This window comes from Paenibacillus sp. FSL R7-0210, assembly GCF_038009085.1.
GTDB lineage: Bacteria > Bacillota > Bacilli > Paenibacillales > Paenibacillaceae > Paenibacillus_AQ > Paenibacillus_AQ silagei.
On record NZ_JBBPAR010000001.1, the window covers coordinates 3107957 to 3131095 of the forward strand.

The 23139-nt window shown below is 54.7% G+C and carries 19 protein-coding genes; 5 read left to right on the top strand and 14 right to left on the bottom strand.

Features of this window, described 5'->3' with window-relative positions; all coding sequences use genetic code 11:
* Positions 1 to 216: 216 nt before the first annotated feature.
* The 7 genes from MKY64_RS13560 to MKY64_RS13590 form a co-directional block, all read right to left on the bottom strand.
* Positions 217 to 1467 (bottom strand): MFS transporter, encoded by a 1251-nt coding sequence (locus tag MKY64_RS13560; RefSeq protein WP_340953488.1) that lies wholly within the window; start codon positions 1465 to 1467, stop codon positions 217 to 219.
* A gap of 159 nt (positions 1468 to 1626) precedes the next feature.
* On the bottom strand, positions 1627 to 2112 hold the full coding sequence (locus tag MKY64_RS13565) for a MarR family transcriptional regulator (RefSeq protein WP_340953489.1): 486 nt from the start codon (positions 2110 to 2112) through the stop codon (positions 1627 to 1629).
* Between the two features lie 65 nt (positions 2113 to 2177).
* Positions 2178 to 2441, bottom strand: coding sequence for a YlbG family protein (locus tag MKY64_RS13570; protein ID WP_036694997.1), 264 nt, complete (start codon positions 2439 to 2441; stop codon positions 2178 to 2180).
* 43 nt (positions 2442 to 2484) lie between these two features.
* The gene (locus MKY64_RS13575; protein WP_036729443.1) at positions 2485 to 2922 is read right to left on the bottom strand and encodes a YlbF family regulator; all 438 of its coding nucleotides are present in this window, start codon (positions 2920 to 2922) and stop codon (positions 2485 to 2487) included.
* A 46-nt stretch (positions 2923 to 2968) separates the two neighbouring features.
* Entirely contained in the window at positions 2969 to 5089 is a 2121-nt protein-coding gene (locus tag MKY64_RS13580; RefSeq protein WP_340953490.1) for a helicase-associated domain-containing protein, read from the bottom strand.
* Positions 5089 to 6801, bottom strand: coding sequence for a DNA repair helicase XPB (locus MKY64_RS13585; protein ID WP_340953491.1), 1713 nt, complete (start codon positions 6799 to 6801; stop codon positions 5089 to 5091). Before MKY64_RS13585 ends, MKY64_RS13580 begins: the two co-directional genes overlap by 1 nt.
* Before the next feature lie 276 nt (positions 6802 to 7077).
* Positions 7078 to 8259 (bottom strand): amidohydrolase, encoded by a 1182-nt coding sequence (locus tag MKY64_RS13590; RefSeq protein ID WP_076074347.1) that lies wholly within the window; start codon positions 8257 to 8259, stop codon positions 7078 to 7080.
* Between the two features lie 240 nt (positions 8260 to 8499).
* Here MKY64_RS13590 and MKY64_RS13595 point away from each other — a divergent pair, with 240 nt between their 5' ends.
* Positions 8500 to 8847: a YugN family protein gene (locus MKY64_RS13595; RefSeq protein ID WP_036729451.1), complete on the top strand. Its 348-nt coding sequence runs from the start codon at positions 8500 to 8502 to the stop codon at positions 8845 to 8847.
* Positions 8844 to 10112, top strand: coding sequence for a putative lipid II flippase FtsW (ftsW, locus tag MKY64_RS13600; protein WP_339256003.1), 1269 nt, complete (start codon positions 8844 to 8846; stop codon positions 10110 to 10112). The genes MKY64_RS13595 and ftsW overlap by 4 nt, the downstream gene beginning before the upstream one ends.
* A 93-nt stretch (positions 10113 to 10205) precedes the next feature.
* Here the strand turns inward: ftsW and MKY64_RS13605 are convergent, their stop codons facing one another.
* Entirely contained in the window at positions 10206 to 10571 is a 366-nt protein-coding gene (locus MKY64_RS13605) for an Asp23/Gls24 family envelope stress response protein (RefSeq protein WP_036695005.1), read from the bottom strand.
* Between the two features lie 154 nt (positions 10572 to 10725).
* Between MKY64_RS13605 and cax the strand changes: the two genes are divergently transcribed.
* Positions 10726 to 11796, top strand: a complete 1071-nt coding sequence (gene cax / locus MKY64_RS13610; protein ID WP_076074340.1) for a calcium/proton exchanger — start codon at positions 10726 to 10728, stop codon at positions 11794 to 11796.
* A 144-nt stretch (positions 11797 to 11940) separates the two neighbouring features.
* On the opposite strand, the gene MKY64_RS13615 is transcribed toward cax, so the two are convergent.
* The 5 genes from MKY64_RS13615 to MKY64_RS13635 form a co-directional block, all read right to left on the bottom strand.
* Complete coding sequence (locus MKY64_RS13615) at positions 11941 to 12243, bottom strand: YlaN family protein (protein WP_036695007.1); 303 nt, start codon at positions 12241 to 12243, stop codon at positions 11941 to 11943.
* A gap of 181 nt (positions 12244 to 12424) precedes the next feature.
* Entirely contained in the window at positions 12425 to 12667 is a 243-nt protein-coding gene (locus MKY64_RS13620; protein WP_036695008.1) for an HPr family phosphocarrier protein, read from the bottom strand.
* A 139-nt stretch (positions 12668 to 12806) separates the two neighbouring features.
* The gene (locus MKY64_RS13625; RefSeq protein ID WP_340953492.1) at positions 12807 to 13922 is read right to left on the bottom strand and encodes an aminopeptidase; all 1116 of its coding nucleotides are present in this window, start codon (positions 13920 to 13922) and stop codon (positions 12807 to 12809) included.
* Positions 13923 to 14019: 97 nt separating this feature from the next.
* Positions 14020 to 14883: a hypothetical protein gene (locus tag MKY64_RS13630; RefSeq protein ID WP_340953493.1), complete on the bottom strand. Its 864-nt coding sequence runs from the start codon at positions 14881 to 14883 to the stop codon at positions 14020 to 14022.
* Between the two features lie 136 nt (positions 14884 to 15019).
* On the bottom strand, positions 15020 to 17026 hold the full coding sequence (locus MKY64_RS13635) for a sensor domain-containing diguanylate cyclase (RefSeq protein ID WP_340953494.1): 2007 nt from the start codon (positions 17024 to 17026) through the stop codon (positions 15020 to 15022).
* Positions 17027 to 17499: 473 nt separating this feature from the next.
* Between MKY64_RS13635 and rpsD the strand changes: the two genes are divergently transcribed.
* Both rpsD and MKY64_RS13645 read left to right on the top strand, forming a co-directional pair.
* Positions 17500 to 18099 carry a 30S ribosomal protein S4 gene (gene rpsD / locus MKY64_RS13640; RefSeq protein WP_036729464.1) on the top strand — a complete coding sequence of 200 codons (600 nt, stop codon included), beginning with the start codon at positions 17500 to 17502 and terminating at the stop codon, positions 18097 to 18099.
* A 226-nt stretch (positions 18100 to 18325) separates the two neighbouring features.
* The gene (locus MKY64_RS13645) at positions 18326 to 21286 is read left to right on the top strand and encodes a transglycosylase domain-containing protein (protein ID WP_340953495.1); all 2961 of its coding nucleotides are present in this window, start codon (positions 18326 to 18328) and stop codon (positions 21284 to 21286) included.
* A 78-nt stretch (positions 21287 to 21364) separates the two neighbouring features.
* On the opposite strand, the gene acsA is transcribed toward MKY64_RS13645, so the two are convergent.
* Entirely contained in the window at positions 21365 to 23089 is a 1725-nt protein-coding gene (acsA, locus tag MKY64_RS13650) for an acetate--CoA ligase (RefSeq protein WP_340953497.1), read from the bottom strand.
* Positions 23090 to 23139 lie beyond the last annotated feature (50 nt).

Here is a 23139-nt window from a genome sequence, read left to right on the forward strand (position 1 = left end):
TACTGGAGCACCGGAGACGGAAGCGCTCCACGCTCAGGCCGATGAGCCGGTCTCCCGAGCGCATAGCCAAGGGTCCCTGTCTTATTCATCTAATCCCCCGTATGCTTGTCTTCCTGAATTCAATAACTTCTCTTCAGCATAGATTGGAATTATTAAGCAGGGATAAACTTCGGGCCGGGGCATTGCCTTCTGCGCACCTTTTTTCACACTAACGACCTATTTCGACAATGCTCCTGCCCGGTTAATCGTATACAGCACAGGGATCGCCGCTCCAATGAGGATCACCCCCATGAATGCCGGTGCAGCCGGTCCAAGCAACACATAGAGCTGTCCGCCAACCAGCGGCCCGATCATTCTCGCCAGCGCCTGAATCGATTGGCTGCCCCCTTGAACCCGTCCCTGCTCGCCCGCTGCGGCAGATTTGGACAGCATTCCGTTGAACGAGGGCCCGAAGACCGAATCGCCGAAGCCGAAGATAAACATCCCTGCGATAAAAAGGGGATAAAAGGCGAACAAGGCCGACAACGCAAACAGGACATATCCAACAATTTCCGAGACCATTCCGAGGAGGGCGATTTGCCGGTCACTGTATCTTTTCAGGAGCTTCGGCATAATGAATCCTTGGGACAGAATATCCTGCAAGCCCATGATAGAGAACATCAATCCGATGATCACCGGCTTCCAGCTGAAATTATCCAATGTGAACTGTGAAAAAATAGCCTGGAATGAGCCATTCGGTATCCACAGCAGGAAGGCGGAGACAAACAGTCTATTGAGGTTCTTCATGGACAGCAGGTTCGCAAGCTGCGTGAAGGGGTTCAGCCTGACTAAGGGGATTGCCTTCAGTCTCTTACTTTTCTCCAGACTCTCCGGCATGAACAGGAAGCCATAACCCACATTCAGTAATGTTACCGCTGCGCCAGCATACATGGGCACCGAATACCCGAACTTGGCCAGCAGCCCGCCTATCGACGGACCGATAATAGTTCCCGCCCCTACCACCGCACTCACCCAGCCAAAGTACTTGGTCCTTTGCTCCGGCGGAAGAATGTCTGCAAAATAAGCGAAGATTGTACCGATGCTCCCGCCTGTGATCCCTTCAATGATCCGCCCGGCGAACAGCACCCATAAAGCCCCTCCAAGGCCAAATATGAAGTAACCGGCAGCCGAACCCAGCAAGCATAGCAGAAGCAGCGGACGTCGTCCGTATTTATCACTCAGCGCACCCAGCACAGGCGCCGCACAGAACAGGCAGGCCGCATACACTGAGGTCAACAGAGTAACCATCACCGCTTGTTTTCCGGGATCGCTAATGTAAGGCTGGACGAGGAATGGAACCACAGGAGCTATGATACTGAAGCCTATTCCGCATAAAAATACTGAGATTAGACCGAATATAAGCGCGTGCTTATCCACCGTTGGTTCTGAAGGTTGATCTTGATTGTCAGCTGGTTTGGATGTGGACATGTATCTTCTCTCCTTAGAGTTTATGATTTGTTTCCTGAGAAACAATATCATCCTAGCACACTTTTGATTCCAAGGAAACAAAATATTGAATATAAAAAAACACCCTGCCGGGTGAAAGTAACTCTGCCTGTAATATTCTGTTGAAGTATAGAGGGGAAATTAATCTTCTTCCGTGCTGTTCTCCAGCTCCAACTCCTGCTTCTTAATCTCTTCATCCAAATGCCTATTGTACTTCTCCATGAAGCTGAGCATACCGGCATACTGGCTATCGGTCACCTGCTCAAACACGGGTCTGTCCCGCTCCCGGAACTCACGGTGCAATTCGTCATGGATCTGATACACAGCCTTCCCTTGACCGGTTAGCCTGAAATAGATTTCCTTCTGATTGTCCGGCTTCTGGTAGCTCTCGATAAGCCCCTTGTGCAGGAGCTTCCGTGTAATCTTGCTGATCGCCCCTCTGGTCATGTACAAGGCCTCTGCAAGCTTGGTCACGTTGACGTCTGCATGTCGTCCGATGTATTCAATACAGTGCACCTCCGAGGGTTTATTGCCCTTAAGACTGATCTCCATCTTCGACTTGTTCAGCCAGCTCATCTTATTGAATAATTCCCGGAAAGCGGTTAAGACCTGTTCCTCTTTGTTCATTGGTGGTCCCCCTCTTAAAAAAACAGACGCCAGCGGCGTCTGTCTAAATAACCCTTATCCCTGAACTACAGACCGTAGTACTTGGACTTGTCCGGTCCGTTGCTGGTATATTCCGTCTTCAGTTCATTGCGGTACGAACGCTCAATCTTGCGCACATAAGAAAGTCTGCGGACATTCTTCATGACTTCCTCGGCGCGCTCCGCATTGACGTACATTACCGCATAGTGCATTTTACGGGAAACGTAGTGCAATGTGCCGTACTTCTCCAGGTTGCGCGCCGCCTTGACGTCGCTAACCCATACAATATAACCTGTCCGTTCCGCAAACATAAGCTCATCCGCCTCTCTTTCTCTATCTCCTCACCGGGTCAGCTTATCCGCAGGAGCATTTGCCGCCGCTGCCGCATCCGCCTTTGGGGGACGGATCATTGCTGGGGACCTTAATACTGTCCGAGACCGAGAATGCGATCGCCTCAGACATGGAATGAAGAATATCATCCAGCGTCTTCTCCGCATTCTTGAAGCGGACCACCGCTTCGAACTGCTCCAGCTCCCGCTCTACAGCCTCAACCTCATCCTTGGCCGAGTGATAGTTCGGGTGAAAATGACCAAACCGCTGTGTCTCGTCAAACAGCTCCTTCTTGCCTTGCAGCCGCTTGATCATGGCCTGGATTTGGGGATGGTTATCTACCTGTCCCTTCCAGTATAGGTAATCCGACACTTCTGCGGATTGATTAATCATATCGCCTAATTCATAGGCGTATGTCAGCACTTCAGCCATATCGACCGTATTTAATTCCGCTACGCTCATGAACTTCAACTCTTTTCTGCATTTAATGTTCTACCGCAGCGATAGACTACCTTATCATAACATATCCGCCCGCCTCAGCAGAAGAAGAATTTCTGTGCTTAAGCGGATGCAGCAGCTGAATTTCCTGCCAGTCCTCCGCTGCAAGCTCCGTCTCCTCTGCCGTCTCCGTTCCCGGGAGCAGCAGAATGCCCCGTACCTTCCATGGACGTCCGCTGATCCGCTCAGGAATGAAATCCGCCGCCTTGCCCCCGTAGGAGAGCCGGACCTTGATTCCCCAGCTTAGGGCCTGCTCCATTACCTTTTGCGCTGTAGTGATATGATACTGTCTCCACTGATTGAACCACATCTGCGGCACGGCCTCCTCACCCGGCAGCTCCAGCATCGGGGGGCCGCCCCTGTCCAGCGGCAGGAGCTTCGGGGACGGGCCCGTTCCCAGCAGGCCCCGTTCCCCGGCTGCGGCAGGGAGCTCGTAGCGCAGCACTGGCTCGTCCGGCCCAGACAGCCCGAACAGCCGCTGCTGGCCCGCAGCCCCGTTCAGGTCCCCTGTCCTTACGGACGGCGCCAGACCGGCGGCTGCTAGCTCCTTGCGCAGCTGACCGGCAGCCTCCGGCCGGACGATGAAGTGGAGCGGGCCGATGCGGGTAACGATGTCCTGCAGCCGGGGATGGGCGGCGATTATCTCGCCCTCCTGCTCTCCGGCGCAGGACAGCAGAAGAACCTCCGCCAGTTCGGTCCGCCCGATCGCTCTGGCCCACTGCCGGAGCGCCAGTAGGACCTGCTCCGGCAATCCTCCGGCGGCATGGGCGTTCAGCCAGGAGATCACTTCACCCGGGGCGAACCCCTGGTCCGCCGCGGCCTCCAGCCGCTCACGGGTCAGCCGGAAGCTCCAGAGATCCTCGTGATGCAGCAGCTCCGCACACCCGGCCAAGGTCCAGCGGACCGTATAAGGGACCTCCGGTGGTACCAGCACCTCGAAATCAGGCTGAACAATGAAGCCGGGGGACGGGGAAGCCGATGCTTGCGGCAGCGGGCTACATGCGGCTTCAGCTGCTACGGGTCTCTGCGGGCTGAGGACGGTGTCTTGAGCTTCGGCGGCGCTGTCCAGGATTGCTTGGCTGTGTGAGGCTATGCTTGGACTGCTGCTGGCTGTTTCCGGGTTACTGTCCGCTTCTTCTGCACCCTCTTGATGCTGCGGGGTTATTCCTAGGCTATGTCCCGTCAGCTGCGGCTTCCTTGCCTTCCAGCGGAAGCACTCCGCTCCTTCTGCTGAAGACCCCAGCTGACACCAGCCGAAGGCGGCCAGAAGGCGAATCCAGGCAAGTGACGCCTGCTTAAGCCCTGAGTCTGAGCCTGTCCCTGCTGCCCCCGGCACAGGCTGCTCCCCGGCTAGACCATTCTGCCTTATCCAGCTTAGAACAGGCTCTACCGCAAACCACTCGTCCGTCTTAAACTCTGCTGCCGAGAGCAAATGTCTGAAATGCTGCTCTTCAGGCAGCGGAGCACCGTAGCGGCTGATTACCAAGGTGTAGAGCGTATCCGTCATCTCTTGTGCGGTAAGAGCCAGCCAGCGTTGCAGCATCGGTCTGTCTACTCCATACCCGCTGTTATCGCGGGTAATCAGCCCCAATACGCTCAGCAGATCAATGATTAATGTAACCGGCAGCGGATAACTCTGGTGACCGGCCGAGGACTCAAGGAGGGCCAGAGACTCCCCCGGTATGGACAACTTTCCGGCTAACCGCCCAAGCTGCTTCTTATGTATCACTCCCTTAGATGTCAGAGGCAGGCCTTCCTGGGATATGAACAGCAGTCCCTGAAATAGCTCCCCTGCCAGTTCTGAACACGCTGCATGCTCAACCCGTACTGCCCCCTCCACCCGCACCTGCGGGCAGCCCGTCCAGAAGCTCCGCAGGATCAAGGGATACTGCTGCTGCGGAATCTGATACAGCCGCTCCCCCCACACCTTCTGACGCAGCTCCAGCATCCCTGTGTAAAGCAGTTCCTCCAGGGCCAGCAACTGCTCGGCTCTACACAGGAATTCAGGCCGCAGCCGCTCTGCAGAATCCTCTGTACATGGCGAAGCCGCATGCTCTGCCGCTATCCGCAGCAGCACTTCACAAGCATCCGCAGACAGCTTGCCGATATCATCTGCCGGTTCCAGTTCCATCAGAGAACAGCTCCTTCCGCCGGGTCCAGCATCCGGACCCCGTATTCGTAGCCTTGCTCTGTCAGGAACATCCGGCGGCGCAGGGCGAAGTCCTGCTCCCGGCTGTCTCCCGTGACCAGCGTGTAGAAATACGCCCGGTTATCCCCCGGCTTCGGGCGAAGGATTCGGCCCAGCCGCTGAGCCTCCTCCTGCCGGGAGCCGAAGGCGCCGGATACCTCAATTGCTACCGAGGCATCCGGCAGATTCACAGCAAAGTTCGCAACCTTGGAGACAATTAGCACCGGCAGCTTGCCATCATTGAACGCAGCGTAGAGCGCATTCCGCTCCTTCTGCGGAGTCTTGCCCGTGATCAGAGGGGCCGCCAGCTCCAGCGCCAGCTGCTCCAGCTGGTCGAGGTACTGGCCGATCACTAGAATCGACGCTGCGGGATGCGCCGCAGCAATCTGCGCTGCGGCCTGCGCCTTAGCCTGATTACCGGCCGCCAGCCGGAATTGTTCCTTCGCACCGGCATACATATATTGCTGCCGCAGCTTCTGGTTCATCGGAACGATGACCTCGATGCAATCGACAGCTGCAATCCATCCCTGCCGCTCCAGCACCTTCCAGGGCAGGTCGTAGCATCTCGGGCCGATCAGGGAGAACACATCCCCCTCCCGCCCGTCCTCCCGGACCAGCGTTGCTGTCAGCCCCAGCCGCCGCGTAGCCTGAATATCTGCGGTTGCCCGGAAGACAGGTGCCGGAAGCAGATGGACCTCGTCATAGATAATCAGCCCCCAGTTTCGTTCATGGAACAGATTCATGTGGACAAACGCTCCTCCCTTGGAGCGCCTGTGGGTCAGCATCTGATAAGTTGTAACGGTTACCGGCCGCACCTCCCGGTGCTCTCCCGTGTATTCCCCGACCTCATCTGCGCTCAGCGTGGTCCGCAGCAGCAGTTCCCCGCGCCACTGTTCTACTGAAGTCGTGCTTGAAGTAAGGATCAGTGTCTCGCACTGCAGCTGCTCTAGCACCGCAAGGCCGACAACTGTTTTGCCTGCCCCGCAGGGCAGCACGACCACACCGCTGCCGCCATGTCCGCCGGTTCCCTGGAACTTTCGGACAGCCTCCCGTTGATAATCCCGGAGCCTGAATTCGGCGCTGCTCTCTTCACCCGTTCCCCTTAGAGTTTCCCGCCAGGCCATCTTCAGCATCTGCCCGTCCCGGTACCCGGCATAGTCAAGAACCGGATAACCCAGTCTGGCCAACTCCTGCTTCAGCAGACCCCGGTTCATCTTCGGACAATGGCTATGCAGCTCCCCGGTCCGGCGCAGGCCCAGCTCCTTCAGCTTCTGAGAGTCATCCAGTTCATCCAGCCGACTCGCCCGGTCAGCGGTTAACGTAACAAGCTGCGGATCACTCTTATCCGCGTGCAGATGCAAGCTTCCGTAACGGGACATCAGCAGCTCCATCTCCGCCTCGACCCCGGAAGGAATGCCCCACCTGGACAGCCTGCGCAGTCCTTCAATGACCTCTGCCGCTGTCTGTCCCCCGGCTGCGGCGTTCCATAGGGACAACGGCGTGATCCGGTAAGTGTGGTAAGCTGGAGGACTTTTGACAAGCTCGGCAAATCCGCTTAGAATCGTCCGCGCCTCCTCAAATCCCGGATGTCCGCATTCCAGCAGAATTGTCCGGTCATTCCGTGTGATGCATGGCCCCGCCTCTGCTCCGCTCATCCTATTCCCTCCTTGTGTGCTATAGTGGTTCACCTTTGTCCCTACAACGAAAAAGCCCACCTCCGCCAAACGGATATGAGCCACTCGTCATTCTATTAATGCAGCTGCTGCCGCTGTGAGATTTCATGGAGCGGCTTCGCAGCCTCATAGATATTGTCCAGCAGAGTAACCGGCACCGGCTGCGCGGTCATCACTTCTTTGACTGTCTTCAAGAATGAACCCTCCTGTCCACGTTACCATGGCATTTGAGAGTAGTTTTTCCTGGAGCGGTAACATTTATACGGATAAGGACTCATTCAGACAGGAGTCGGCCATAGCGACCAGCAGCTTCACGCCATAGAGCATAGCATCCTCATCGAAATCAAATTTGCTGTGATGGTGCGGATAGACGGCATCCTTGGCCGCGTTGCCCGCACCGACGAAGATGAAGCAGCCGGGAATCTCCTGAACATAATAGGAAAAGTCCTCCGCCGGCATAATCTTCTCCATCAGCATCACTTGGGCATCTGTACCCAGCGCCTCAGGGGCAACACGGGCGAAGCGTTCATACTCAGCAATGTCATTCACCAGCGGCGGGTACCCCATCAGATAGTCCACCTTCGCCTCCGTCCCATAGGCTGCGGCTATGGACGCCGCCAACTCTTCAATGCGGCGGCGGATCAGATGACGTGTCTCTTCATCAAATGCCCGCACCGTCCCGGTAATCCGGCAGCGCTCGGCAATGATATTCTGGGCGGAACCGCCTTGCATCGTTCCCACGCTGACCACAGCAGGACGCAGCGGATCAACGTTGCGGCTGACAATCGTCTGCAGCCCGGTAACCAGTGCCGCACCGGCCACAATACTGTCTGCTGTGCGGTGGGGCATGCCGCCGTGTCCGCCCCGGCCGGTCAGATCAATGAAGAACTCATCGGCCGAAGCCATCAGCGGCCCCGGCGCACTGCCTACCGTCCCGAGCGGGAAAGGCGTCCACAGATGCAACCCGTAGACAGCATCCGCACCCGCAAGCACGCCTTCCGCAATCATGTCCACTGCACCGCCGGGACAGACCTCTTCCGCCGGCTGGAACAGAAAGCGGATCTCCCCCCTCAGTTCCTCCCGGCGGGAGCTGTAATACGCCGCCGCAGCCAGCAGCATGGCGGTATGCCCGTCATGCCCGCAGGCATGCATAACCCCGGGATGCTGGGAAGCATATTCCCGGCCGCTCTCCTCCGTAATACTCAGCGCGTCCATATCTGCACGCAGGACTACCGTTCTGCCAGTCTCCCGGCCCTTAAGTATGCCTGTCAATCCGTAGCCTGCTGCACTCCGCCGGACCTCAATCCCGAGCTCCGTGAGCCTTGCCCCGACATAAGCGGAGGTCTCCTTCTCCTGATAGGACAGCTCCGGATGACGGTGCAGATGGCGGCGCCATTTGATCATTTCCGGGAGCAGTTCCCCGATCTCTAACCTCTCCATAACTCTCCATTCCCTTCTCTGACAGCATCCTGCGGATAAGCCTGCGGGGCAAGCCCTTGAGCTCTATCCGCTCCGCAGCCTGCCAACTTTCTTTTATTGTAGCAGAAACGCAAAAAAGTGGGTATTAATCAGCCTGTTCTACCTTGCACAACCCCGGGAAACAGACTATCATGAGGAAGAACAATAACAAATTTTAATTACAAATGAATCATTATACTTCATTAAGGGGAGTTGTGCGCTATGATATTTGAGAACACGGGCCTCGAAGGACTGAAGAGCGACCTTCTTTATCTCGACGAGAGTGCAGCAAGGGCAGGATTCATCAGATGGCAATGGGAATACTACCGCGCGACTTATGACTGCAAGATAGAAGACCGCAAGGACGGCGGCGAATACTTCCTGCGCATTAATACCCGCGCTGTGGAGGGGAAGCTGGAGAAGTCAGATGCGGTGCTGGCGATTGAAGCCGTCTATCTGGGCAAGGCCACATTCCCCCACGGGCTGGAATATGAATCCCCGGTGCCTCAGCCGGTGCTTGAGGTAGCCCGGAAGCATATCAATGAATTGAAAGCGCTGCTGGAAGTTTGAGTGCCGCGAAGGGAAAGACGGCCGCCAAAGCCCGCCCGCCCAAAAGAGGAACGCCTGATTTCCAGCTGCTTATTCTCACCCTGCTGTTCGTGGGCTTCGGCCTGCTGATGGTGTTCAGCTCCAGTTCCAGCTTAACCCTTGCCAGTGAGAAATACAGCAACAATGCATTTTTCTTCGTCAAAAAACAACTGATCTGGGCTGTGCTGGGCAGCTTCATCATGTTCGTGGTAATGAATATCCACTACAGCAAATTCAAGAAATGGTATGCCCCGATCTTCGTGATTACACTCGTCCTGCTGCTGTTCGTAGCAACCACCGAGGGGATTAACGGCGCCAAGAGCTGGATGAGTATCGGAACCCTTGGGATTCAGCCTACCGAGCTGGCCAAGATCTCTATCATTCTCTACCTGGCTGCCCTGATCACCAAAAAAGGCGAGCGCCTGCGCGATTTGCGGACAGGGTATATCCCTGTCATGATTATCGTCGGCATCGTAGCCGGACTGATCATGCTTCAGCCGGATCTAGGCTCCTGTATGATTCTTGTCGCAACCAGCGGACTGATCATCTATGCCGGCGGCGCCAGTATGAAGCACATTATGGGCTCGATTGGCCTGTTGATTCTGGGCGTGGCTCTCGTCTGGGGTGCCAAGACCGCCATTGACTCCCTGTCGCCGCACACCGAGAAGGCTGAGATTAAGCAGGATTACCGTCAGGGCCGTATTGAAGCCTTCCTTGATCCGGCGAAAGATGCCTCCGGCAACGGCTATCATATCATGCAATCCCTTATCGCCCTAGGCGAAGGCGGAACACAAGGCTCCGGGTTTGGTAAGAGTATCCAAAAGCTTCACTACCTTCCTTATCCTTACACTGACTTTATATTTTCCGTCATCGGTGAGGAGCTCGGCTTCGTGGGAACAGCCTTGTTCCTGCTGCTCTATCTGTATTTTATCTGGAGAGGGATTCTGATTTCACTGCGGTGTACCGATCCCTTCGGCACCCTGGTCGGCATCGGAATCATGGGGCTCATCGCCATTCAGGCCTTCATCAATATCGGCGGTGTGACCAATACCATTCCGCTTACAGGGGTTACACTGCCCTTTATCAGCTACGGCGGCTCCTCGCTGCTCGTCACCATGCTCTGCATGGGGATCATGCTCAGCATCTCACGGGAGACCAACCGTCCGGCCAAGGAGGAAGTTGTGAAGTCTGTGACTACGGTCAGACAGGTACGCAACAACAGAAGTGCAGGCACCCGCGCACGCTAAGAGGCTACATACCGTCGAGGATCGAGATAATTTAAAGGCAGTCCGGAATATATTCCGGACTGCCTTTTGCATGGATGCCTAATATAATTGTGCTTAAGAAATCTCGTCGTTCTTGAAGGCTACGCCTTCGACCTTAACGTTAACCTCTACGATGTGAAGCCCGGTCATACTCTCCACAGCCTCGCGGACATTCTGCTGAAGCATGCGGCACACTTCATGAATCGGCGTTTCGTACAGTACGATGATGCGCAGATCTACTGCAGCTTCCAATTGGCCAACTTCGACAGTAACACCCTTTTGCACGTTCTTGCCGCTCAGGCGCTTTGCCCAGCCCTCTGACAAACCGCCAGACATGGCTGCAATTCCGGGAGTCTCAAGCGCGGCCAGGCCGGCAATTTTTGAGACAACGTCATTCGATATCCGTATATTTCCCAATTCCAGTTGAAGCTGTTCTGCCATGCCATATCCCCCCTACTCTCATTATCAATTATTGTAATTCCAAAGCGGCCTAAAAAGCAAATGACTTTCTCTCACCCCCGTTTACAGTCAGGAACAATTTGGGTATATTGATTATGAATTCAACCTACATATAGAGACTGGAGAGTGCTTAACCTTGAAAAAATGGATCTCACCGGCGCTGCTGGTCATCAGCTTCATCCTCAGCGCCATAGGGCATTACGCGAACTGGGATCATACCCTTCAGTTCATATTGTCTGCCGTTTCGGTCATCTTCGTGGCCGGGTTCCTCGGCCGGGCCACAGAGAGTGTAGCCCACTATGCCGGACAACGGCTTGGAGGGTTCCTGAACGCAACCTTCGGCAATGCGGCCGAGCTGATCATCGCCTTCTTCCTGGTCAAGGAAGGATTGTTTGACATGGTCAAAGCAAGTCTGACCGGCTCCATCATCGGCAACCTGCTGCTCGTCCTCGGACTCAGTATTTTTGCCGGGGGCATGAAGTTCAAGGTTCAGAACTTCAATGTCACACTCGCTGGTCTGAACGGCTCACTGATGATCGTTGCGGTTATCGCCCTGTTCGTCCCCGCCATGTTCTTCAACACGCATTCCATCACCGAGAAAGACACCAATGTGCTTAGCCTTGTCGTTGCCGGCCTCCTGATTGCCGCCTACCTCGCCTGGCTGGTCTTCTCCATGATCACACACAAGAAATACCTGGCGGATGTTACAGACGATACTGCGGAAGAGCTGCCGAATGAGCATGCTCCTGTCTGGTCCCGGAACCGTTCAATCCTCTACCTGGTCCTTGCCACAGTCATGGTCGCCTTCGTCAGTGAGTGGCTGGTCGGCACGCTGGAGACTCTCACCGAACGCTTCGGCTTCAGTGAGCTGTTCGTCGGCGCATTCCTTGTAGCGATTATCGGTAACGCCGCAGAACACAGCGCTGCCATTATGCTCGCCATGAAGAACAAGATCGGAGCCGCAGTCGAGATCGCCGTAGGCAGCAGTCTGCAGATTGCCCTGTTCGTCGCCCCTGTGCTGATCTTCGCCAGTTACTTCATGGGCAACACCATGTCGATTGTCTTCACCACGATTGAGATTGTAGCGATTGCCGTATCGGTGTTCATCGCCAAATCAATTATTCAGGATGGCGCAACCAACTGGTACGAAGGTCTCCTGCTGCTGGCGGTCTATTTGATTCTCGGTGTATCGTTCTATCTGGTCTGAAACACAAAACTTATAAATAATTGTAAAAAAACGCACATGATCGACCCCCGGGTCTTTCATGTGCGTTTTGTTGAAAATATAAGAATTAAACGGTACCGTCCTTTAACAAGGACGGCAAAGCCGTTTCCACTTGATGACCGGGACTTACATCTCCCGTTCCTCAGCCTTCTTGTTCAGTGCCTCGTATAGTACAGCCAAATTACGTTCCAGCTTGCTCAGCACCTGCTTGCCGGTAAGCTCCGGCACCAGCCCCGCTCTGACCGCAAAATCGACCTCTCTGGAGAAGCCGTACATCTGGGTATCCAGCACTTCCTCATAGAGAGGGCAGTAACGGGTTGCCAAATTCTCCATCTGTACTTCAATGAGCTTCTGAATTTTATCGGCATCTTCTTGAAGAAGATTGATTGCTTTGATATTGAGCTGTTCCTGCAAATCCGATGAAGTCATGCATTTTCCCCCCCATGTCCAAAAGTTACAGCAGCGATTGCTTATTATTCTTAATATTAGTCGAAATTAGGACCTAATACAAGATTTCAGTTTGGGTTATTCCTGAAGTTCCTGCAAAATCACCTGGTTCCACAGCAAAGACGCCCAGCCGCAAGGCCGGACGTCTGAGAAGAAACTGGAATTACTCTGCTACTACTGTAAAATTCAAATTGTGTTTGGCGAAAACTTCACTCATGGCTTTCTTGGCTTCCTCGGCATCTGTGCCATGTACATGCAGCTCATAGCTTTGGCTGGATACCAGGGTGGTGAACAAGCCCAGGATGCTCTTCACATCAATGTACTTGTTGTCCGCTTGAAGAACGATAGATGAATTAAATTGGCTTGCTGTCTGTGCAATATCCACGATTGCCGCATTGTTGGACATAGGAATCCCTCCGCAACTTGATTATATACTTATGTTCACTTGTTACCAATTCCATGATACATTGAATCCGCTTACTCACGCAAGGTGTTTCTTGGAAACCGGCCTTTACGTTCGTTTGGAATCCCGCTTTTGTACCATTTTATTTCAGGTTCTCCGGATTCAGACCTTCCAGCTCCGGCACCACAAAAATTCCGTCCTTACGGATCAGCACATCGTCGAAGTAAATTTCGCCGCCGCCGTAATCAGGACGCTGAATCAGCACGAGGTCCCAGTGAATGGACGAACGGTTGCCGTTGTCCGTCACATCATACGCCTGGCCCGGTGTGAAGTGCAGACTGCCGGCAATTTTCTCATCGAACAGAATATCCTTCATCGGATGCAGAATATAAGGGTTGAAGCCGATGGCGAACTCACCGATATGGCGCGCCCCGTCGTCGGAATCCAGAATTTCATTCAACCGCGCGGTATCATTGCTGGAAGCCTCTACGATCCGGCCGTTCTCGAACGTAAACTTCACATTCTCGAAGGTCACCCCGTTATAGATCGATGCGGCATTATAGCTGATCGTTCCATTCACGGAATCCCGGACAGGCGCGCTGTACACTTCTCCGTCCGGGATATTTTTCTGGCCGGAGCATTTCTCCGCCCCAATTCCCTTGATGGAGAATGTAAGGTCTGTTCCGGGACCTGCGATACGCACCTTGTCAGTTCTGCGCATAAGCTCAGCCAGCGAATCCTGGGCCTTATCCATTTTGGCATAATCCAGGTTGCAGACTTCGAAGTAAAAGTCCTCGAAGGCCTCAGTGCTCGTGTTGGCGAGCTGAGCCATACTGGCGTTAGGATAACGCAGCACCACCCATTTGGTGTGCTTGACGCGCTGCTCGCTATGTACCGGGTGGGAATACAGGGAGTTGTAGAGCTTCATGTTCTCTTCCGGCACATCGGACAGATCATTGACATTCTCACCTGCACGGATGCCGATATAGCAGTCCATCTGCTTCATCCGGTTCAGGTCGATCTCCGCCCAGGTCTTGATGCCTTCAGGTGTTGCATATTTGAGCATACTGCGCAGAACAGTGCGGTCGGTCAGCTGCACAAATGCACGGCCTCCGGCCCTCCCCACTTCCTCCACAACGGCTTTGATCAAATCTCGTTCACTGCCGATCATTTCGACGAGCACATTCTCGCCGGGCTGTACGTTTACGGAGTAACCTACAAGGTTCGCCGCAAGCTTTTGAATCCGGGGATCATTCATCTGTCTCTCTCTTCCTTCCTCTTGCTGAAAATAAACATACCGTTATATTGTAGCACGCCTGTCATAGAGCGCAAGCCATCTGCGGGAAGGGAACCGCTCACTGATAACCATAGAAATCCACCTGCGTAATGTAGGCTTCTTCCGTGGTCGCACCGGCCTTGCCGGGGTAGGTTAGGGTGCGGTTGCAGGTCAGCCGGGTGGGCAGATTCCGCTTCGGGTCAACCTTAAGATAATATACCGTGCGGATATCCGCCTGGTTCAGCCTCTGCTGCAGCTCTGTCTGCTTCTGTTCCCACAGTGCGGTCTTAGCCGCAAGTGCCTTAGCCTGAGTGTCAGCAGCCGCAGCAGCGCCTATTCTGGCAGCCGGCTTGATTGCCTGCATCTTCTGCGCAAGCTCTGCCGAGAGCTGTCTGCGCGCCTCCTCTGCCGTTAATTCAATCCGCAGGACCCGGGTCCCTCTGGCGCTGCCCGCTTCCTCCGTCACCTTCTTGCCCATCTTCTCCAGCTCCTCCAGCTGACGCAGCGGATTCAGCGCCTCCAGGGGATTACTGCCGCCCAGGGCCGGTGAGGCCTGCTTCATCGTCCATTTCCCGTCCTCCTTCACCATGCGTGTATAGTAGACCGGCGCATCACCCGCGCCCTGCTTCAGAGAATGCGGACCGGACTCCGCCGCAGGAGCGGGTTGTCCGCCGTCCGGCAGGAGCGAATAGAGGCTGATCTGGTTGTGATCCGCAACCTTCCCTCCATAGTAGAGCGAAGATTCCGGGACCGTCTTCCCGTCGATCAGCAGCGCAGCCGCTCCTTCAAAGGACACCCCGTCAGTGCCATCCATCCCCGCCATTACCAGATTCAAATCCTCCGTAGCCGGTTTGTCCTTCACACCCGCGCACCCGCTGAATGCAAGGCTGGAGAGCATCAGCAGGGCAAGTGTTCCCGTGCGGACGCATTGTAAGTTCATCATGGCCATCAAGCCCTTTCCGCAAGAAAGTAGAGTGTACCTGTATTCTACCTAGGGTCTCCCTGAATGCAGGGCTTATACGCCGGATGATGCCCCCCTCACAAAGCATGCTTTTGCACAAAAGAAAAATCCTTAAGGCCTAAGCCCAAGGATTCTTCGAATTATTCTCTACGGTTTTGTTATCGATCACTACCTGGTTGCGCCCGTTGTTCTTGGCTTCGTAGAGCGCCATATCCGCCCGGTAAAAGAGAGATTCGACACTGACCCGGTCATCGGTCCAGCTCCACTCGGCGACTCCGCAGGACACGGTCACACGCGGCTCTGTCTCTCCCATCACACGCTTGCGGATACGCTCTCCTACGAATACGGCCTGCTGCACCCCAAGCTGAGGCAGATAGACTGCAAGCTCTTCCCCGCCCCATCTGGCGGCGACATCCCCCTGGCGGATCGAGGTCTTCACGATGTCGCTGACCTGCTTCAGGATTTTGTCCCCCTTCTGATGTCCATAGGTGTCGTTCACCATCTTGAACTGGTCAATGTCCACCACGATCAGGGTTCCGCAAAAATCACTCGACTGCCGCTGCTTAATCTCTTCATCCAGATAGTGACGGGCAAAAAGTCCGGTCAGCGTATCCCGGTTCGCCAGGCGGCGCACCTCGGCATGCAGCCTCGCATTTCCGACAGCCAGCCCGATATGGCCGGCCATCGCCTGCAGCAGCCGGTAGCTGTCATAGGAGAAGAAGTGCGCCTGCTTATGCGCCAGCATAATGGCTCCACGCACCTCTCCCCCCACATTCAGCGGAGTAGCGATCAGCGACTGTGAGCCGGTAGCATCCATCAGCGTCGAGGTCTGCCCCGCAGCATACTTGTAATCGGACAGCAGCAGCGGCTCTCCCGTAGCGTAAACCTTACCGCCGAGTCCCTGACTGCCATCCAATATTTCACCCAGCAGCGGCAGATAATTGCAGGCGATTACCTCAAGCCCGCCGCGTTCTTCATTCTTATGGAGGATACAGCAATAATCCGCCTCGAACATCGCCAGCAGCTCTTCAAAAGCAAACTGAAAAATATCGCCGAGCCTGAGGCTCTGATTCAGCCGCTGGGTAAGCTCATTGCTCATGCGCAGCTCCCTGATCAGCTGGTTGGAGCGTTCATACAGCTTCGCATTCTCAAAGGCTGTACCGGCGGTATCCGCGACCATGGTCAGGAAGCTAAGATCCAGCTCATGGAAGGATGCCTTGTCCATAATCATATGAAATACACCATATACCCCCTGCTTGCCGCCGAGCGGAAGCGCTACCTCGACAGTCCCGTTCTCATCACGCCCGGCATGAAGCGTGACCCGCCCATCCTTGAAGGCCCGGTCACAGACATCATTGCCTGCCCATGTCAGCGGAAGCGGCTTGACCTGAGGATGCGTGCTGCGGTGGTCCTGGGACATGAACAAATCAAGCCGCGCCCCCGGATACATCGCAGCGATACTGTCAATGACCTCCGTCAGCACGGCATCTACATCAATGTTGTCATGCATACGCTGGACAATCTGAAAAAGCAGCGAACGGCGGCTGCCCTCACGCTCGGCATGCAGATGAATCCCCGCAAGATCCGAGACAAACACATGCTCAAACCGGTGATAAAAGCAGGTCTGAAAATGCATCGACATCGCTTCAGCCGTATGCTTCCCGCCCGACTCGTACTGCTTAGCAGGCATTCTGCAGCCAAGCACGGCAAAGATTTCCCGGTGCCCGCGCGTAAATACCGGCAAAGCCAGAAGGGTATAGGCTTGTCCTTCCTCCAGAACCTCGGCGGCATACATCCCGCCTGTCTGCAGGCAGATTCCCGCCGCTTCTTCCCACTCTGCTCTCCAGCGCCCCTGCCGGAATTCAGAGCCGGGTTCAATCCAATCACCTTCATAATTCAGCACACACCAGCTCCAGGCCTTCGCGAAGGAGGGAACTCCCTGTCCTTGCCATTCCCTGAAGCTCTCGGCAATCAAGCTGGCGGCGTAGGGGAAATCGTGAGACACGATATCCGTCTCCTTCAGCCAGGCGGCGGGATCTACATCTTCTCCGCCGGATTGCCTCATGTCCTGTAACAGCATACGGCTGTCCCGATCCTTATGGCCGTATGCCTCCTGCTCTGACATAAAGAGGACCTCCTTTGCATCTTCAATCAGGCCAGACCCGAGTACGCCCCCTGATTCTATAGTAGAGACATTACCAATCCAGCGTAAATATAGTCAGGATATTTGAAATCACAGTTTTCCGATAACATCCAATTAGTTATATTTTACTCCCTTTCTTGAGGTATTGCATTATATTTTCCGCAAAACCGGGATTTTTTTTAGGACCAAAGAACTAACGACAAACATAGACAAAAACTCTTTTAAGTTGCGCTTGACTTTGACTGTCATTTTCATATAATATTTATTGTTGAACAAGACTGTAACAAGTCTTATTGGGCGTAACGTTGTGTCACCCTCTACGCATTTCGTTACTGCCAGGGCAGCGGCTGAACTTCCCTCGGCAGTGTGAAACCATTTAACGCTTTCACGGATACGAATTGCGGCGCAAATAGGCCCTACAATACATTTTTTCATTAAAAGGAGTCTACTATAATATGGCACGTTACACCGGACCTAAATTCAAACTCAGCCGTCGTCTGGGCATTTCCCTTAGCGGTACAGGCAAAGACCTGAAACGCCCTTTCCCACCAGGACAGCACGGCGCTAACCAACGCAGAAAAGTAAGTAACTACGGAATGCAGCTTTTGGAAAAACAAAAACTGCGTCACATGTACGGCCTGGGCGAAAAGCAGTTTAAAACTCTTTTCACTAAGGCACAAAAGCTCCAGGGTATTGCGGGCGAAAACTTCATGTTCCTGCTCGAAAGCCGCCTGGACAACCTGGTTTACCGTCTTGGATTCGCTAACTCCCGTGCAGGCGCACGTCAGTTGGTATCCCACGGCCACGTAACCGTTAACGGCAAAAAAGTCGACATCGCTTCTTACCGTGTAAGCATTGGCGACGTTATCGGACTCCGCGAAAGAAGCCGCGCTATGACTTCGATCAAGGAAGCTCTCGAGAACCGCAACCACCTTCCGGCTTACCTGGAATATGCTGACGGATCGTTCGAAGGCAAATATATCCGTTTGCCAGAACGTGCTGAGCTGTCCCAGGATATCGATGAGAAGCAAATCGTCGAATTCTACAACCGTTAAGATTCGCTTAGAGCGGAATCTGATCAAAGCTCCCGGATTTCTATCCGGGAGCTTTTTTTATGATAAGAATGTATATGTTTTTGGGCCCACGCAAAGTTTTTGGGTCATCATCGCAAGTGGAAGTCCCCACTTTGTGGGGTTATTTTATAAATCCTCTCCGGCAGAAGCGCATTCAAAATCGCCAAATTGTGCTATAATAGTTCCGTTAAAAGGAGGATTATCGTCGATGGTTGAGGAGAAGAAAAAGAAGACCGCAAAACAGCGTCCACCGCGCAGATCCTGGCTCCGCAGGTTCGGTTCAGTTGTGAAGTGGATGTTCATACTCGGTATACTCGGCTGCCTGTTCGCCGGCGGCGCTGTAGCCGGCTACGTCACTTCAATAGTGAAGGACGACCCGGTCCGGCCCGAAGAACTAATCCAGCAGCAGGTTGGGCTGAACGCCATTACCGGCTTTGCCTATTTCAGTGACGGACAGCCGATCGGCCAGCTCCGCACAGAAGAAGACCGCAGGCTTATTGAATTCAACGATATTCCGCAGCTTGTGATTGATGCCGTTCTCGCTATAGAGGACAATAATTTCTACAATCATAAAGGGGTGGATTTCAGCGGCACCCTGCGGGCAGTCAAGCAAAAGGTACTGAATGAATCCGTTCAGACCGGGGGCAGTACCCTGACCCAGCAGCTTGCACGGCGCGTGTTCCTGAACCTGGACCGCACGGAAGACCGCAAGGTGAAGGAAATCCTGCTCTCCCTGCGGCTGGAACGTTTCTTGTCCAAGCAGGAGATTTTAACGGCTTATTTAAATAAGGTTCCTTTCGGGAACGGTTCCAACGGCTATAATGTATTTGGTATCAAGGCCGCCGCCAAAGGTATCTTCGGCCTGGATGATCTGGAGAAGCTGAATGTGGCCCAGGCGGCGTATCTCGCCGGCTTGCCTCAGCTCCCTTCCAAGTATTCTGCGTTCAACGGCGTAGGCGAATTCAACGAGACGGCCTTCGGCCGGGCGATGGACCGCCAGAAGCTGGTTTTACGGCGGATGCTGGAGGAGAACAAAATTACCACCTCCCAATACGACGCGGCGCTGCTCTTCGACATCAAGAGCTCTCTTGCACCGCATACGAAGAAGGCCTATGCCACCTTCCCTTATCTCATGATGGAGACCGAACGCAAAGCGTCCGAGATCCTGCTGAAGCTGAACCAGGGCACGGCAGACAAGGCAGCCACTGCTAACGATTCCGCCCAGCTTCTGGAGGAAGCCCGCCAGCAGCTGATGACCGGCGGCTACCGGGTGTACACCACCATAGACAAGAAAGTGTACAGTGCGATGCACAGTGTTTCGGATGACAGCAGTAATTTCACCAAGGACAGCAAGGCTAGAGGCAAGGAACAGACAGCCGGCATGATGATCAACAATAAGACCGGCGCGATTCTCGGCATGATTGAAGGGCGCGATTTCAACATCGAGCAGATGAACTATGCCACCCAGATGATCCGCCAGCCAGGCTCTACCATGAAGCCGATTGCAGCGTACCTGCCTGCACTGGATGCAGGGCTGATTCAGCCTGCCGGCATTCTGGATGATGCGCCGATTGTCATGAAGGACGGGGGTAAAGGCTACCACATTCCCAAGAATGCCAACAACCGTTATCAGGGTCTGGTTACCGCCCGGTATGCCCTGAACAAATCCCTGAACCTTCCCGCCTTGAAGCTGTTCAACGACAAGGTGGGAATTGAGAAGGCCTGGGCCTTCTCCAAGAAGCTGGGGATTACCACCATCCAGGACAATGACTATAGCGCTCAGACCGGGGTTATCGGGGGGCTGCGTTACGGGGTATCCGTGGAAGAGCTGACTAATGCTTATTCCTCCATCGGTAACGGCGGTGCCTTCAATGATGCTTATATGATCGAGAAGATCGTGGACAGTCAGGGCAAAATCGTCTACCAGCATAAAGTCAACCCGGAACAGGTCTTCTCCAAGCAGACCGCTTATCTGATGACGGATATGCTGCGTACCGTAATTACTGACGGAACAGCAACTACAGTGAAGAGGAACTACAAGCATTTCAAGGAAGTTCCAATTGTCGGCAAAACCGGCTCCACCCAGAACTACGGGGATGTCTGGTTCATGGGCTATTCCCCGGATGTCACCCTTGGAATTTGGGTGGGCTACAAAGAGCAGGTCAATACCCTTCAGGGGGATACGCAGAAGCGTCAGGCGCAGACCCTGTGGACCAAGGTAATGAATACAGTGATTGACAAGCGTCCCGAGCTGTTCACCACGAAGGAATTCGCCCAGCCGGAAGGCATCGTCAAGGCAACAGTCTCGGCATACAGCGGCAAGAAGCCTTCCAAGCTGACGGACAGATTCACAACGGATCTGTTCAACGCGAAATTTGTTCCTAAGGAGAGCGATGACGGAATCTCCAATGCCAAATACATCACTTATAACGGGGTGAACTACATCCCTCTTGAAGGAACTCCTGAGGATTTTTTGAAGGAGAAAATCGTAGTCAAGCGCGAGAAGCCGATTCAGGAGCTGGTCAAAGAACTGCTGGCCGCCTTCCCGGCGATGAAGTCGCATGAGTCGCTATCGTACTACATGCCGCAGGATGCCAAAACCGACTATCCGACCGAGGTCGATCCGCGGGTCGATGACGGCAACGGGCCAAGTGCTCCCGGTGAAGTCATGGTCTCCTACAGCACAGGCAAGGCTGTAGTTACCTTCACTCCAAGCGGTTCGCCGGATGTTGTCGGCTACCGCCTCTACCGTTCCCTGAACGGCGGATCTTTCCAGAAGCAAGCCGTTCTCGCGGCTGGAGAGAGCACCGTCTTCAGGCCGGGTACTCCGGCAGGCGCTAATGCTAGCTTCTATGTGGCTGCCGTGGACGTAGCCGGACATGAGACTGCTTCCGGCAGTGTGGCTGGCGGCATTAAGCCTACACCTGAGCCGACACCAACTCCGGAACAGACGCCGGACGCTGAGCCGACACCGGACGCCGGAATCATCCCGGACAGTACGGAAGACCCTGGCATGATCATTGTTCAGCCGCCTGCTGTGGATACTTCTACTCCATTAGGCGGTACCAATGCTGGCGGCGGAAAGCCTGCAGGCAATGCCAACGGGAATACGGGCGGGAATGCCGGAGGCAGTACCGCTACTAACGCACCAGGCAACTCCGGACGTTAAGCTCATCAGGCAGACTTCAGTAAAAGCTTCAAAAGCCCGTTCCCCGGGATAAGGGGAACGGGCTTTTTTAAATTCTGCCTAGTCTTCGATGGTAGACAGATCGCCTGCCGGAAGATGCAGCTCCCAGGCCTTCAGTACACGGCGCATAATTTTACCGGACCGGGTCTTGGGCAGCTTATCCTTGAACTCGATTTCGCGCGGTGCAGCATGGGCAGACAAGCCCGCTTTGACAAATGCCGCGATCTCTTCCTTCAGCTCAGCAGTTGGACTGTATCCATCCCGCAGCGAGATGAAGGCCTTGATGATCTCTCCGCGCATGACATCCGGCTTGCCGATTACCCCTGCCTCCGCGACAGCCGGATGCTCCACCAGCTTGCTCTCGACCTCGAAGGGTCCGATCCGCTCCCCGGAGGAATTGATCACATCATCAATCCGGCCCTGAAACCAGAAATAACCGTCTTCATCCATGTACGCCGAGTCCCCAGAGATATACCATCCGGGAATTCGGAAGTATTCATCGTATTTAGCCTGGTTATTCCACACTTTGGCCATCATAGACGGCCAGGGAGTGCGGATGGCCAGATTACCCATGGAATACGGCGGCAGTACGTTGCCGCGGTCATCAAGGATAGCTGCTTCAATCCCCGGCAGCGGCCGTCCCATGGAGCCGGGCTTGATGTCCATTCCCGGGTAGTTGCAGATGAGCTGCGCTCCCGTCTCGGTCATCCACCACGTATCATGAATCCGCTGCTGATAGATTTTATCGCCCCAGCGCACGACCTCCGGGTTCAGCGGCTCGCCGACAGACAGCACATGACGCAGACTGCTGAGATCGATCCCCTCCAGCGTCTCCTTGCCAGCCCCCATCAGCATCCGGAAAGCCGTAGGCGCACTGTACCATACCGTCACCCCGAAGCGCTCGATCGTCTTATACCAATCCAGCGGACTGAAGCGGCCTCCCCGGACTACATTGGCTACTCCATTCAGCCAGGGAGCAAAAATTCCGTAAGAGGTTCCGGTCACCCAACCCGGATCGGCCGTGCACCAGTACACATCATCCGGCCGCAGATCCAGAACTACCTTGCCTGTATAATAGTGCTGGATCATAGCTCTCTGCACATGGTAGATGCCCTTGGGCTTCCCGGTGGAGCCGGAGGTATAATGCATAATCAGACCATCCTCCAGGCTCAGCCATTCCGGTTCCAGCTCGGCGGAGGCATCAGCCATTTCCGCTTCATAGCTAAGCAACCCCGCATCCTCATCAGCAGAGGCTCCGACTACAAAGATATGGCGGAGTCCTGGGAGCTGCTCCCGCTTCACCCGGTGCAGCAGCTCCGGCGTGGTCACCAGCGCCACCGCTCCGCTGTCCTCCAGACGGTCCTTGACCGCAGTCTCCATGAATGCCTCGAACAGCGGACCCGCCACTGCTCCCGTCTTCAGAATGCCAAGCAGGCTGAAATACAGCTCCGGAGTACGCGGCATGAAGATGAACACCCGGTCGCCTTTTCCGATTTCGTATTTGCGCAGTACATTACCGAACTTATTCGAGCGTTCCCGCAAGTCAGCGAAGGTGTACCGCTCCTCGCGCACCGCATCGCTGTAGATCAGTGCCGTAGCAGCCCCCCGCCCCTCTTCGACATGACGGTCTATAGCTTCATGTGCCATATTCACCTTACCGGTCCCATGCCAGGAGAAGCTGCGCTCGACATCCTCCCACCGGAATTCATCAACTGCCCGGGAATAATCCTCCATATTCGAATGCTGCACCCGGCCCGGTAAAATTTCGCCTTGAACTTGCCCCATTACTCTTGCCTCCCCTACTGGTTTGCTTTAAGCTTTAAGGGTACCCTCTA